The organism is Streptomyces himalayensis subsp. himalayensis (assembly GCF_013778455.1).
GTDB classification, from domain to species: Bacteria; Actinomycetota; Actinomycetes; order Streptomycetales; family Streptomycetaceae; genus Streptomyces; species Streptomyces himalayensis.
The window spans coordinates 229,490-242,869 of sequence record NZ_JACEHE010000004.1 but is presented as its reverse complement, the minus strand read 5'-3'; the positions used below and the strand labels follow the sequence as shown (position 1 = coordinate 242,869).

The 13,380-nt window shown below is 69.3% G+C and carries 12 protein-coding genes; 1 reads left to right on the top strand and 11 read right to left on the bottom strand.

Annotated features, from left to right (window positions below; translation table 11 throughout):
- Nucleotides 1-74: 74 nt before the first annotated feature.
- The 7 genes from H1D24_RS09375 to H1D24_RS09345 all read right to left on the bottom strand — a co-directional run bounded on the left by H1D24_RS09375 (nucleotide 75) and on the right by H1D24_RS09345 (nucleotide 5,407).
- A complete protein-coding gene (locus H1D24_RS09375) occupies nucleotides 75-410 on the bottom strand; it encodes a TcmI family type II polyketide cyclase (protein WP_258563956.1) in 336 nt (111 codons plus the stop codon).
- 80 nt (nucleotides 411-490) lie between these two features.
- A complete protein-coding gene (locus H1D24_RS09370) occupies nucleotides 491-973 on the bottom strand; it encodes an SRPBCC family protein (RefSeq protein ID WP_181656947.1) in 483 nt (160 codons plus the stop codon).
- A 1-nt stretch (nucleotide 974) separates the two neighbouring features.
- Complete coding sequence (locus H1D24_RS09365) at nucleotides 975-1,232, bottom strand: acyl carrier protein (protein WP_067284952.1); 258 nt, start codon at nucleotides 1,230-1,232, stop codon at nucleotides 975-977.
- A gap of 15 nt (nucleotides 1,233-1,247) precedes the next feature.
- Entirely contained in the window at nucleotides 1,248-2,498 is a 1,251-nt protein-coding gene (locus H1D24_RS09360) for a ketosynthase chain-length factor (protein WP_181656946.1), read from the bottom strand.
- Nucleotides 2,495-3,763: a beta-ketoacyl-[acyl-carrier-protein] synthase family protein gene (locus H1D24_RS09355; RefSeq protein WP_181656945.1), complete on the bottom strand. Its 1,269-nt coding sequence runs from the start codon at nucleotides 3,761-3,763 to the stop codon at nucleotides 2,495-2,497. The genes H1D24_RS09360 and H1D24_RS09355 overlap by 4 nt, the downstream gene beginning before the upstream one ends.
- Nucleotides 3,760-4,203 (bottom strand): cupin domain-containing protein, encoded by a 444-nt coding sequence (locus H1D24_RS09350; protein ID WP_181656944.1) that lies wholly within the window; start codon nucleotides 4,201-4,203, stop codon nucleotides 3,760-3,762. The genes H1D24_RS09355 and H1D24_RS09350 overlap by 4 nt, the downstream gene beginning before the upstream one ends.
- Nucleotides 4,204-4,276: 73 nt before the next feature.
- Nucleotides 4,277-5,407 carry a SchA/CurD-like domain-containing protein gene (locus H1D24_RS09345; RefSeq protein ID WP_181656943.1) on the bottom strand — a complete coding sequence of 377 codons (1,131 nt, stop codon included), beginning with the start codon at nucleotides 5,405-5,407 and terminating at the stop codon, nucleotides 4,277-4,279.
- 427 nt (nucleotides 5,408-5,834) lie between these two features.
- On the opposite strand from H1D24_RS09345, the gene H1D24_RS09340 reads away from it, so the two are divergent.
- Nucleotides 5,835-7,463 carry an FAD-dependent oxidoreductase gene (locus tag H1D24_RS09340; RefSeq protein WP_181656942.1) on the top strand — a complete coding sequence of 543 codons (1,629 nt, stop codon included), beginning with the start codon at nucleotides 5,835-5,837 and terminating at the stop codon, nucleotides 7,461-7,463.
- Between the two features lie 135 nt (nucleotides 7,464-7,598).
- Here H1D24_RS09340 and H1D24_RS09335 read toward each other — a convergent pair whose 3' ends face one another.
- The 4 genes from H1D24_RS09335 to H1D24_RS09320 form a co-directional block, all read right to left on the bottom strand.
- Entirely contained in the window at nucleotides 7,599-8,978 is a 1,380-nt protein-coding gene (locus H1D24_RS09335; RefSeq protein ID WP_181656941.1) for a glycoside hydrolase family 10 protein, read from the bottom strand.
- Nucleotides 8,979-9,248: 270 nt separating this feature from the next.
- On the bottom strand, nucleotides 9,249-11,618 hold the full coding sequence (locus H1D24_RS09330) for a beta-xylosidase/alpha-l-arabinosidase (RefSeq protein WP_374064194.1): 2,370 nt from the start codon (nucleotides 11,616-11,618) through the stop codon (nucleotides 9,249-9,251).
- A gap of 8 nt (nucleotides 11,619-11,626) precedes the next feature.
- Nucleotides 11,627-12,445: a carbohydrate ABC transporter permease gene (locus H1D24_RS09325; protein ID WP_181656939.1), complete on the bottom strand. Its 819-nt coding sequence runs from the start codon at nucleotides 12,443-12,445 to the stop codon at nucleotides 11,627-11,629.
- Nucleotides 12,445-13,377, bottom strand: coding sequence for a carbohydrate ABC transporter permease (locus tag H1D24_RS09320; RefSeq protein ID WP_181656938.1), 933 nt, complete (start codon nucleotides 13,375-13,377; stop codon nucleotides 12,445-12,447). Before H1D24_RS09320 ends, H1D24_RS09325 begins: the two co-directional genes overlap by 1 nt.
- Between the last annotated feature and the right edge of the window lie 3 nt (nucleotides 13,378-13,380).

The following is a 13,380-nucleotide window of genomic DNA, read 5'->3' as shown; positions in this document are numbered from 1 at the left end:
CCGGAGAACACCGTCGCCGGCTCCGCGGAATGTCCGCGGAGCCGGCGACGGTGTCTTCCGTGCGGGTACGGGCGTCAGGCCGAGCCGTCCCGTTCCCAGAGGTAGAACTGCTGGGCCATCGCGTCCTTGGGACTGCGCCACGTCTCCGGGTCGTACGCGCTCACATACGCGGAGAGCCGGTCGCTGATGTCCCGGAAGGCCGGGTGGCCCGCCACCTTGGCGATCGCCGGGCCGGGCGGCCGGTCCGCCTCCACAAGGTGCATATACACGTCACCGAACTGCCAGAGGGTGCGGCGCGTGACCCCGACCAGGTGCGGCAGCTCGCCGCTGTCGGAGTCCGCGAACACCTTGGCGATGTCGGGGGCCGCGCCCGGTGCCATCCGGGCCACGATCAGGGCTTGGTGCGTCAAGGGGCTTCCTTCCTTTCGGTGGCGCCAAGCCGCGCGGACCGCCCAGAAGACGGTCCGCAGGGCGACTGGCGACTATGTGGTCAGTCGGTGGTGACGGAGGCGGTCGGACGCGCCTGGGCCGCGCGCTGCTCGATCTTGTCCCGGATGAGCTGCATCTGGACGACCGAGTTGCGGTTGATGTTGTCGGTCATCCACGCGTCGTCCACCGGGGCCTCGGGCTTCATCGCGAAGTCCTGCGTCCAGTGCATCCGGACCCCGTCGGAGGTCTCCGAGTACACCCACTCGATGTTCATGTACTCGAAGGGGCCTGTCTCGACCCGGCGGGCCCTGACCTTCAACGCGTTCCGGTCAGCAACCCGCTCGGAGACCCAGCTCCAGACCTTGCCGTTCTCGTCCGGGTGCATGGTCAGCCGGAAGGTCGTCTTGTCGCCCTCCCGCTCCAGGACATCGACGGACGCGTACTCGCTGAAGAGCTGCGGCCAGTTCTCGATGTCGTTGGTCATGTCCCAGACGAGGTCCAGGGGCGCGGCGATCGTGATCTCGTTCTCGGTGTGTCCCGACACGTCAGGCTCCCGCCATCAGGCTGCTGTTGACGAGGTTGAGGAACTCCCTCGGTGTCTTGCACCGCTCCGCGTCGGTGGGCAGCGCGCGGCCGTGGCTGTTCTCCAGCTCGCCGACGATGCCGAGCAGACCGAGCGAGTCCAGCCCGATCTCCGAGAAGCCGGTGTCGAGCCGGCGCTCCATGTCCTTGGCGTCGACGGTGACGCCGGCGGCCTTCTTCATCAGAGCCGTGAGCTCCTGGACGGTCAGTTCGCTGTTCATGAGGATTTCTCCTTCTCACGAGAGGGCATCGGTGCCGTGCCGGAGCACGAGCGCCGCGTTCGACCCCATGAGGCCCCGGCTGAGGACCAGCGCCGTACGCAGCTCGGCGGGCCGGGCACGGGAGGTCACCAGATCGAGGTCATGGCAGACGTCGAACACGTTCGGGGTGGGCGGGACGAGGCCGTGTTCCATGGCGAGTACGGCGGTCGCCGTGTCCAGCACGGGCGCACCGCAGTAAGCACGGCCGATTCCGGTCTTGGGCGCCGTCACCGGCACGCGGGTGGCGCCCGAGCCCAGTACGTCGGCGATCGCCAGCGCCTCCGCGCGATCCGCCTCCGGTACGCCGAGCGCGTCCGCGAACACGACATCGATCTCCTCGGGGGCGCACTGCGCCTCCTGGAGTGCGCCGCGGATCGCCTGGGCGAGGCCCTCCCGGGACTGCTCCCAGCGGGAGGCGCCCGTGAAGGTCGCGGCGTGACCGGCGATGACCGCGCGCGCCCGGACGTCCCTGTCCCGGGCCGCCGCCTCCTCCTCCACCACGAGCATGGCGCCGCCCTCGGCGGGTACGAACCCGCTGGCGCCGGTGGTGAAGGGACGGTATGCGCGCGCGGGGTCGTCGCTCGCGCTCAGCTCTTCGTAGCCGAGTTGGCAGACGACCGAATAGGGGGCCAGCGGAGCCTCCGCGGCACCGACCACGACGGCGTCGGTGCCGCGCCGGATGGCTCCGGCGGCGTGCGCCAGCGCGTCGAGACCACCGGCCTCGTCGCTGGCGACTACTCCACACGGTCCCTTGAAGCCGCCCCGGATGGAGATCTGGCCGGTGCTGGCGGCGTAGAACCATGCGATGGACTGGTACGGGCCGACGAAGCGGGAACCCTGTCCCCACAGTTTCTGCAGTTCGCGCTGGCCGAACTCGCCGCCGCCGGACCCGGCCGCGGTGACCACGCCCACCGCGAACGGGTCGTCGACGGTGTCGGCGCGGCCGAGCCTGGCGTCCTCCCGAGCCATGTCGGCCGCGGCCATCGCGAAGTGGCTGAACCGGTCGGTCTGGACGAGGAAGGTCTCCTCGATCAGATCTGCCGGCTCGAATCCGCGGACCTCGCCGGCGATGCGGAGCGGCAGGTTCTCGCAGCCCTCGCGGGTCACCTTGTCCAGGACACTGGTGCCGGCCTGAGTGGACTTCCAGAAGGTCTCGGTGGTCGTTCCATTGGGCGCGACGACGCCGATGCCGGTGATGACGGACCGGCGCCCGGGCTGTGAGCTCATCGTGTGCCCCCTTCGGGTCGGGTCAGAACCACCGCGGACTGGAAACCGCCGAACCCGCTGCCGACCGACAGCACGTTGCGGAGCTTGAGCGGGCGCGCGGTGCGCGGCACATAGTCGAGGTCGCATTCGGGGTCGGGCGTCTCGTAGTTCGCCGTCGGAGGCACCACTTGGTGGACGAGGGCGAGCACACACGCGACGACCTCGATCGCCCCGATGGCGCCCAGCGAGTGGCCCACCATGGACTTGATCGAACTCATCGGCGCTTCATAGGCGTGCGCGCCCAGGGAGCGTTTCACCGCGGCCGTCTCGTGCCGGTCGTTCTGCTGGGTGCCCGAGCCGTGCGCGTTGACGTAGTCGATCAGTGAGCCGTCGATACGGGCGTGGTCGAGCGCGTCGTCGATCGCGTGGGCCATTTCCAGGCCCTCCCGGGTGAGACCGGTCATGTGGTAGGCGTTGCCGTAGGTGGCGTAGCCGCTGATCTCGCAGTACACGTGCGCGCCGCGGGCGCGGGCGTGTTCGAGCTCCTCCAGCACCAGTACGGCTCCGCCCTCGCCCATGACGAACCCGTCGCGGTGGGCGTCGAACGGCCGCGATGCGTGCTCCGGGTCGTCGTTGTTCGTGGACGTCGCCTTGATCGCGTCGAAGCACGCCATGGTGATGGGCGTGATCGGCGAGTCGGAGGCTCCGGCGATGGCGACGTCCATCCGGCCGTCCTCGATGGCGTGGAAGGCGTAGCCGATCGCGTCGAGGCCGGAGGTGCAGCCCGTGGAGACCGTCTGTACGGGTCCGTGGGCGCCGAACATCTCGGCCACCTCGGAGGCGAGCGCGCTGGGCGAGAACGCCCGGTGCAGATGAGGGCCGGCCGCGCGGTGGTCGACATCCCACCGCCGGCCCTTCTCGCTCACCGCGACATAGTCGTGTTCGAGGCGCGTGGTGCCACCGACCGCGGTGCCCAGGGACACGCCCATGCGCCAGGGGTTCTCCTGCTCGGGGTCGAGACCCGCGTCCCGGACCGCCTCGCGGGCGGCGACCATGGCGAACTGGACGTACCGGTCGGCGCGCTGTGCCGTCGCCACGTCGATTCCGTGTGCCGCCGGGTCGAAGTCGCACTCGGCGGCGATGCGCGAGCGGAGCCCCTCCGGGTTGAAGAGCGTGATGCCCCGCGTCGCGGTACGTCCGCCCGCGAGGAGGTCCCAGAACGCCGGTACGCCGACGCCGCCCGGGGCAACGATGCCGACACCGGTGACCGCCACGCGCCTGGTCATGACAGGGCCTCGGTTCGCTGAGGCGTCCTGGCCTGTCCGGCTCCTTCCGTGGCGTCGGTTTCCTCTGTGTCGACATGCCCGAGCGCGGGGCGCGGTGCCAGCGGGCCCAGATGGAACACCAGACGGGCCTCCTCGTCCCCCACGTTGCGGAACCGGTGCCGCATATAAGGGGGGATGAGCAGAGCCTGATCGGGCTTGATCGGATGCGTCTCCCCATCGAGGTCCACTTCGAGCGCACCGCACACGACGTACACGAATTCCTCCGAGTACGGGTGGTAGTGCTCACCGATGCGGTCGCCGGGCTGGACGATGGCCAGGCCCATGAAACCGCTCTTGGCGCCCACCGCCATGGGCGTGAGCATGGCGCGCAGATCACCTCCGCGCTTGGTGTTGGGCTGAGTCTCGCTGAGGTCCACGATGCGTGGGCGGTGCATGGTCATGTTTGCTTCCTCCATATGACGGGTGCCGACGGCGTACGCGCGTCCGGCTGTGACACGGCCGAGGCGGTCCGGGTCAGGCGTCCGATGCGCGGCGGTCGGTGATCAGTTGCATGTCGGAGCGTTGGAGGAAGCGCAGGATGTCCTGTTCGTCCGCCGACGCGCCGTCCACGCCGAGGGCATCGCCGTCGAGCAGACGCGCCAGGACGGCTGCCTTGCGGTCGCCCTTGAGAGCGAGGGCCGCGGCGGGATCGGCATCGATGGGACCCCGCACATCGACCAGCCGGACGACGATGTCGTCGCGCTGGAAGACGGTGCTGCTGTGAATGGGGCTGGTGGGGTCGTCCGCGGCCGCCTCGTCCTGGCGGGCGAGCAGCTGTGCCAGGGGCAGACCGCACCCCTCCTTCGCGGGGTAGAGGAGCGCGTGCCGCTGCACGTCCTCGGGGACCGGACCGCCGAACGACACATGGTGCACCGACGGCAGCGCGGCGCGTGTGAAGAAGAGCCGGGCGGATCCGGGGTTGCTGAGGTCACGGTCCTGCTCGAGGTAGGGGTTGATGGCCTCCTCGATCGCCGTGACCTCGGGCTGGCGCGCCACATAGCGCAGGGCGATCATCAGGTCGCCCTCCACCTCGATGGCCCTGACCAGCCGGTTTCCGTGCATGTAGACGGAGGTGCGGCGCAGCTTGGTGGTGTCGTCGACGTGTGGGTTCGGCGCGGTGTAGCCGGACATGATCTCGCGGACGATCGGCTCGCTGCCCGGCTTCACGGTGAAGGTGAGAGCGTGGCGCACCACGCCGTCGCCCAGCCGTGGCGAGACCTGCAGATGTCCCTTGGCCGACTCGGGCAGGGGTCCGGCGACATTGCCGGTCTCCCGCAGGATGCTGAAGCGCATCGAGCGCGTGTCACGGACGCAGCTGTGCATGGGCTGCACCGTCTCCACGTGCTCTTCGCTGTTCACCCAGGCCAGGAACGGCAGGGCGCTCTCCCACTCGCTCGTGATGAGCCACTGCGAGGGGTTCTCGATGGACTGGCACAATTGGTCGCTGATGTGCCCGGGCACCGAGGCCACATGGTTGCGCAGGCGCTCGTATGCCTCCAGGAACTCCTTCTGGGCACCGTCATAGAGGTCCAGCAGCAGGACGACCCGAAGTCTGGAGCCGTCGAACGCGGACTGCGACACGCGTTCCGAGATTGTCATCGTCATCCAGCACACATCTCCTTCGAGACAGCAAGGACGCCACATCTCCTGATGCGACGTCAGGCCGCTTGGAATCCGGGTTGCTGTCCCGCGGATTCCGAGGGTCGTCCCCCGAGAGCGAGGGCGACGATCAGCACGGAACCGATCATTGGTCGGTCCCGGAAGGCGCGCGAGTTGCGTGAACCACGTGGGTGACAGCCCCGGCGAAGCGGGTGACACACCGGGCTCAACCGCCCGGGGGAAGCGCCTGAGGAACCGGCTGAACCACCTGGGGGAAGCGCCTGACGGGCCCGGCTGAACCACCCGGGGGACGCGGGCGGCGAACCGGCTGAACCAGCCGGGTGAATGGGGCGGAGGAACCCGTCCCCCCAAGCCCTGTCAGGGCATGGAACCTTCATCCCCGAACGTGGGGGGACCCCAGCTGGAGGCATTGATGAACGAAGAAGTCGACCACCGCGTACCGGTCCTCATCGTGGGCGGCTCCCTGGTGGGGTTGTCCGCCTCGCTGTTCCTGGGCCGACTGGGCATCGAGCACATGGTGGTCGAGAAGCACTCGGCCACATCGATGCATCCGCGTGGGCGCGGCAACAACGTACGCACGATGGAGCTGTTCCGGGTGGCCGGTGCGGAGCAGCGGATCCGGGAGGCCGCGTCGATCCTCGCGGACAACCACGGCATCCTGCAGACACCGTCACTCGCCGAGGAAGGCGAGTGGCTGTTCAAGGAGATGGACCCGGGTGGCGGGCTCGCCCGGTTCAGCCCGAGCGGATGGTGTCTGTGCAGTCAGAACGACCTGGAGCCTGTGCTGCTGCAGTGCGCTCGTGAACTCGGGGGCGACATCCGCTTCTCCACGGAGATGCTGTCCTTCGAGCAGGACGCCGACGGGGTCACCGCGGTCGTGAAGAATCGTGACACCGGCGAGCACACCACCGTGTACGCGGAGTACCTCGTCGCCGCAGACGGGCCGCGGAGTCCGGTCCGGGAACGGCTGGGCATCGGCCAGACAGGGCCCGGCGAGCTGTTCCACAACGTCAGCATCACCTTCAACTCCAAGATGCTCGCCGACGTGGTCGGCGACCGGCGCTTCATCGCCTGCTACCTGACAACCCCGGAGGCGGACGGGGCGCTGCTGCCGGTGGACAACGTGGAGAAGTGGGTGTTCCACGCGCCGTGGCAGCCGGGGCGGGGCGAGACGCTGGAGGACTTCACCGACGAGCGGTGCATCGACCAGATCCGCAAGGCCGTCGGTGTGCCGGACATCGACGTCGAGATCACCGGCAGGGCACCGTGGCACGCGGCGGAGCGCGTCGCCGAGTCCTATGCGTCGGGCCGGGTCTTCCTGGCCGGGGACTCCGCCCACGAGATGTCGCCGACCGGAGCCTTCGGGTCCAACACGGGCATCCAGGACGCCCACAACCTCGCCTGGAAACTCGCCGCCGTACTGAACGGCTGGGCGGGGCCCGGACTGCTGGCGACCTATGAGACGGAGCGCCTGCCGGTCGCCCAGGTGACCAGCGCGCGTGCCTCGGCCCGTTCCGTGGAGCACAGCCACCCCGGCTTCGCCCCGCCCCCCGGTACGGGCGGCGGACAGCAGGGCGGTGTGCTCAAGGTGGCTCTGGGCTACCGCTACCCCCGCGGCGCCGTCATCGGCGCCGACCCCGCGCAGCCCGTGGTGCCGGACACCATGCAGCTGACGGGCGAGCCGGGCAGCCGCGCTCCGCACATGTGGCTGCTCAGGTCGGGCGTTCGTACGTCCACCCTCGATCTCTACGAGCGTTCCTGCGTGCTGCTCTGCGGCGCCGCGAGTACGTGGCACATGGCGGCGAAGCGGGTCGCCGAGCGGTTGTCCGTACCCCTCGACTCCTACCGGATCGGCAGCGGACCGGATGCCGATCTCGCCCCCGAGAAGGGCGGCGACTGGGCCGCGCTGCACGGTACGACGGAACAGGGCGCGGTGCTTGTCCGCCCCGACGGCTATGTGGCCTGGCGTTCGGAGGGCGCTGTCGCCGACCCGGAGGCGACGCTGTACGAGATCATGGCGTCGTTGCTGGACCTGGCCTGACGTAGGCCTTCCACAAGGCCGGCGCGGCGTCGGCCACGCCGCCTCCCGGGGTTGATGTCGGCACGGGAGGCGGCGGGCGGCTTCGGCTGCTTCTGTCCCGAGGCCATGCGTGCGGGCCTCGGGACAGAGCCGTGTCTAGACGGTGCAGTCCGTCCCGTTCAGCTTGAACGCGGCCGGCGCGGTGTTGGCGCCCGAGAGCGAACCGTTGAAGCCGAAGGTCACCGTGGAGCCCGGCGCGATGGACGCGTTGTACGAGGCGTCGGCCGCCGTGACCGCGGTGCCGGACTGGCTGACGGTGGCGTTCCATGCCTGGGTGACGCCCTGTCCCGACGGCCAGCTCCACGCCAGCTGCCAGCCGTTCACGGCGGTCGTCCCGGTGTTCTTGATGGTCACCTGGGCGGTGAAGCCGGTGCTCCACTGGTTCTGCACGGTGTACGTGACCGCGCAGCTGCCCGTCGGCGTCGGCGTGGTGTCACCGGTCCAGCCGAGGGCCTCCGCGATGCCGTAGTAGGCGGGCTTGGGCTGGAAGTTCTCGTCGTACGGGGTGGCCGCGCCGTATCCGTCGAAGAAGTCCGGGATCCAGGAATCGGAGTCGGTGAAGCCCCAGACGGTGATGCCCTTGCAGCGTGAGACGGCGACGCAGGCGCTGGTGACCGCCTTGTAATCGGCCTTCTGCTGGGCGAGCTGGGCCTCTGTCGGAGGAACCGTCATCCGGATGTCGAGCTCGGTGATCACGACGTCGACGCCGAGGTCGGCGAAGCGCTGGATGTTCGCCTGAAGGCTTGAGGGAACCTGGCCGAGGATGAGGTGGGCCTGCAGACCGACGCCGTCGACCGGGACGCCCTGTTCCTTCAGCGACTTGACGAGGTTGTACATCGCGGTGCTCTTCGCGTTGATGCCCTCGACGTTGTAGTCGTTGATGTACAGCTCGGCGTCGGGGTCGGCGGCGCGGGCGGCCCTGAACGCGTCGGCGATGTACGAGTCGCCGATCGCGGTCTGGAAGACCGACTGGCGGCGGGTGCCGTCCTCGTTGAACGGCTCGTTGACCACGTCCCAGTGGTCGATGCGGCCCTTGTAGCGGCCCGCCTCGGTGGCGATGTGGTCCGTCATGACCGTGCGGAGGCTGTCCGCCGTCCAGGTGCCGTTCTCGACCCAGCTGGGCAGCTGGCTGTGCCAGACCAGGGTGTGTCCGCGGACCTTCTGGTTGTTGGCCTCGGCGAAGTTCACGACGCTGTCGGCGCCGGACCAGTTGTAGCTGCCGCGGGTCGGCTCGACCGAGCCCCATTTCATCTCGTTGCCGGGAGTGATCGAGTCGAACTGCTCGGCGGCGACACTCGCGTAGGTGCCGTTGAGCTTGGACGCGGTGACCGCGGTTCCGTAGTAGATGCCCTTGTCGGCGGCGAGGTCCCGCAGCACGGGGGCCTCGGCCGCATGACCGGAGGTAGCTCCTCCGATCAGCAGCAGGGCGGCGGCCGACACCCCGAACGCGGCTCTTCGTAAGCACTGGAGCTTCATGGATTTCCCTCTCCTGATGGCTTCACGTGACTTGCTGTTTCCGGAAGGCTTCTGCAAAGTTTCGAGAGTGCGTCCGGAACGCTAGAGGCGTATGAGTGAAGGGTCAACGGGGGTGGGGGAATTGACTGAAGTGGCAGTGCTGCCCGGACCCCACAGCCGGTCGCCTGCGGTTCAGCCGACGCACGGCCCCCGGCCGCTGACGCCATGCGGGACATGGGCTTGACGCCAACGGCCGGTGGCCTGCGAGTTCACCGGCGGCCTGTGGTTTCTTCAGCGGTCCTGGTGCGGTGAGACGCTGAACGTCGCGTGCAGACGGCGGGTGTGGTCCACCTGCCGTACCGGTCCGGTGAGGGTCACCCTGGCCGTCAGCCGCGTCTCGGCGCTGGAGGCGCTGAGCCGCAGTTCCAGCTCACCCGGCTCGACGATCCGCCGCCCGCCGCGACCGGTGAAGGACGCGAGGTCCGCGGGCACGGTGACATGGACGCGGCTCGCCTCTCCGGCCGCGAGAGGCACCCGTACATATCCGATCAGGCGCTGGACGGGCTGCACGACCGAGGCGACGGGGTCGTGCAGATAGAGCTGCACGACCTCGGTGGCCTCGCGGTCACCGGTGTTGCGGACCGTGAGGGCGAGCCGTACCTCGGCGTCCGTCGTGGCCTGCGCATCGTCCACGGTCAGGTCCGACCACTCGAAGGTGGTGTACGTCAGGCCGTGCCCGAACCCGAAGGCCGGCGTGGGGTCGGTGTTGGACACATCGCTGATCTGGCCCAGCGGGGCCGCCAGGTAGGTGGACGGCTGGACTCCGGGCCGGCTCGGGATGCTGACGGGGAGCCTGCCGGACGGGGTGACCCGTCCGCTGAGCACACCGGCGACGGCCGCGGTGCCCTCCTCGCCGGGGAAGAAGGACTGGACGATGGCGGCGGATTCCTCGACGGCGCGGCCGAGCGCGTAGGGCCGCCCGGCCAGCAGCGTCACGACCACCGGCGTACCGGTGTCAAGGAGCGTGTCGAGCAGCTGCTGCTGTACGCCGGGCAGCACCAGGGACTCCGCGTCGCAACCCTCGCCGCTGGTGCCGCGGCCGAACAGCCCCGCCCTGTCACCGAGCGCGAGCACGACGACGTCGGCACCGCGTGCCAGTTCGGCGGCCACGGCGAAGCCACTGGTGTCCGTGGAGTCGACGCTCGCGCCGGGCGCCGTGACGATCTCGCTGCCGGGGAACTCGGCCAGAAGCGACTCGCGCAGCGTCGGAAGCTCGATGCCGGCCGGCACCTCGGGGTGGTGGACGCCGACGTGCGCGGGGAAGGAGTAACAGCCCAGGACCGAGTTCGGGGTGTCGGCGGTGGGGCCGATGAGGGCGATCCTGGCCGGGCTCGCCAGGGGCAGGGTGCCGTCGTTGCGGAGCAGGACGACGGCCTGTTCCGCGATCTCCCGGGCGATGGCGCGGTTGGCGGCCGTGTCCAGGTCCACCGATCCGCGCAGCGCCTCAAGGTCCGTCAGGTCGGCGTCCGCCAGCGCCTCGGGCACCGGGTTCCAGTCCGGGTCGAGGAGGCCCAGTTCCGCCTTCTGGATGAGTACGCGCCGCAGGGCGCGGTCCACCAGCGCCTCCGGCACCTGGCCGGAGGTGACCGCCTCAAGCAGCGGCTGGCCGAAGGCCTTGACGTTGGGCAGCTCCACATCGACGCCCGCGGCGAGGGCGGCGCCGGCCGCCTCGGCCCAGTTGCCGGACACGCCGTGCAGGGCCTTGAGGAAGGCGATGCCGAAGTAGTCGGCCACGACCGTCCCGGCGAAGCCCCAGGTGTCCCGCAGCAGTCCGGTCAGCAGCTGCTCGTCGGCGTGGGACGGCACCCCGTCGGTGTCGGTGTACGAGGCCATGACCGACCGGACGCCGCTCTCCCGCACCGCCATCTCGAACGGCGGGAGCATGACGTCGGCGCGCTCCCGGGCGCCCATGCTCACCGGTGCGAGGTTGCGGCCGGCCCGGGAGGCCGAGTAGCCGACGAAGTGCTTGAGCGTGGCGACGATTCCGGCGGACTCCAGGCCCTGGATATAGGCGGTGGCGACCGTTCCCACCAGGTAGGGGTCCTCGCCGATCGTCTCCTCGACGCGGCCCCACCGGGCGTCGCGTACGACGTCGAGGACGGGGGCGAGCCCCTGGTGCACGCCCACCGAGCGCATGTCCCGTCCGATGGCCTCGGCCATGCGCCGGACGAGTGCCGGGTTGAAGGTGGCGCCCCAGGACACCGGTACCGGATAGGCGGTGGCGCCCCAGGTGGCGAAGCCCGCGAGGCACTCCTCATGGGCCAGGGCCGGAATGCCGAACCGGTTCGCCTCGGCGATCCGGCGCTGGGTCCGCAGCAGGGAGAGCGCTCCCAGAGCGGGATCGACCGGAGCCGTACCGAACGGCCGGGTCAGCTGACCGAGTCCGTGCGGCAGCAGGACGTCGAGGTCGACCGGCTCCTCCATGTCGTGCTGGTGCGGCGCGACCTCCCCGCCCTCGTTGGACGCTCCGACCCAGACGCCGTACAGCTGCGCGATCTTCTCCTGAAGGGTCATCGCGGCGATGAGGGCGTCGGCACGGGTCTCGGCGTCGAGGGAGGGGTCGCTCCACAGGGGAGTTGCGGAATCTGTCTCTACGGACACGTTGTCGATCACTTTCCTCCGACGCCCATGAGCCCCTGGACCAGGGTGCGCCGGGCGAACAGGTAGACGAGCAGGATGGGAAGCATGGACACGACCACAGCCGCCAGCAGCCCGGGGATGTTGATCCCGTACTGCGTCTGGAAGTTGTAGAGGCCCAAGGTGATCACCTTGGTCGACTCGGACTGGGTCAGCACCAGCGGGAACAGGAAGCCGTTCCACGCCTGCAGGGCGGAGAAGACCGTGATGGTCGACAGCCCGCCCTTGGACAGCGGAAGCACCAGCTGGAAGAAGACCCGCCAGGTCGGGGCGCCGTCCATGGCCATGGCCTCGTACAGATCCGAGGTGATGTCACGCATCACTCCGGTGAGGATCAGTGCGCACATCGGCAGCGAGAAGGCCGCCGTCGGCAGGATGACGCCGATGAGGTTGTCGTACAGCCCGGCCTGGCTGATGACATAGAACATCGGCACGATCACCGCCTGCGCCGGGATGGCGAGGCCGAGCAGGAAGAGCCGGAAGACCCCCGTGGTCACCCGGCCGCGGCTCCTGACGATGGCGTACGCCAGCGGCGGCACCAGCAGCAGGACGATGGCGACCACCGCCACGGTGACGATCAGCGTGTTGAGGAAGTACTGCCCGAAGCCGCTGGAGAAGACGTTGGTGTAGTTGTCCAGGGTGAGGTTGTCGGGAATGCCCAGCGGGCCGTTCGCGGTGTAGTCGCTGCGGCTCTGCAGGGTGGCGGACAGCATGACGTACAGCGGCAGGGCCACCAGGCCGAGCCAGACCAGCGATCCGAGGCCCGCGAGGTAGTTGGGACGGCGCTTCATCACAGGCCCTCCATTGCGCTGCGCATCTTGTCGTAGCCCGAGAGGCGCACCATGACGAGCGAGATCACGGTCGCGACGACGACCAGGACGAGGGCGACGGCCGATCCGACGCCGAAGTCGAAGCCCTTGAAGGCCTTTTGGTACATGTAGTACGCGCTGATGGTGGTGTCGGTGCCGGGGCCGCCCTGGGTGAGGATCAGGACGGTGTCGAAGGTCGTGAGGCCGCCGACGACCATGATGATCCCGGAGGTGATCATGGTGTTGCGCAGCTGCGGCAGGGTGATGTGGAAGAACTGCCGGACCCTGCCGGCGCCGTCGATCTCGGCAGCCTGGTAGAGCACCTTCGGGATCGCCCGCGCCGCGCCCTGGTAGATCAGGGTGTGGAACGGCACGTACTGCCAGGCGCCCACGAAGACCAGTACGCCGATGGCGCCGCTCTGCATGCCGAGCAGGTTGCCGTCGCCGAACAGCCACTTGGCCTGTGCGGGCACGCCGAAGTTCGGGTCGAGGAGGGCACGCCACAGGACGGACACGGCCGTCGCGGACAGGAGCAGCGGGACGAAGAAGATCGCCGACAGCACTGCACGGTTGCGCTGCTGTCCGGCTGCCCAGGCTCCCAGCACGATGCTGAGCGGGGTCTGGACGAGCACGCCGAGCACGGTGATCAGCACGCTCAGCCAGAGGCTCTTGACCAGGACGGGGTCGTCGAACAGCTTGGTCCAGTTGTCGGAGCCGACGAACTGCGGTGATCCGATGCCGTTCCAGCTCATGAAGGACAGCACCGCGACCAGCACGAGCGGGACGATGGCGAACAGGACGAAGAACACGGCGGCGGGGGCCGCCCAGGCAATGCCCGGGCGGCCCACCCTGGCGGCGGACCGGCCCGCGGGCCGCCGCCTTTCCACGGTTTTCACGGTGGTGATGGTGGTCATCTC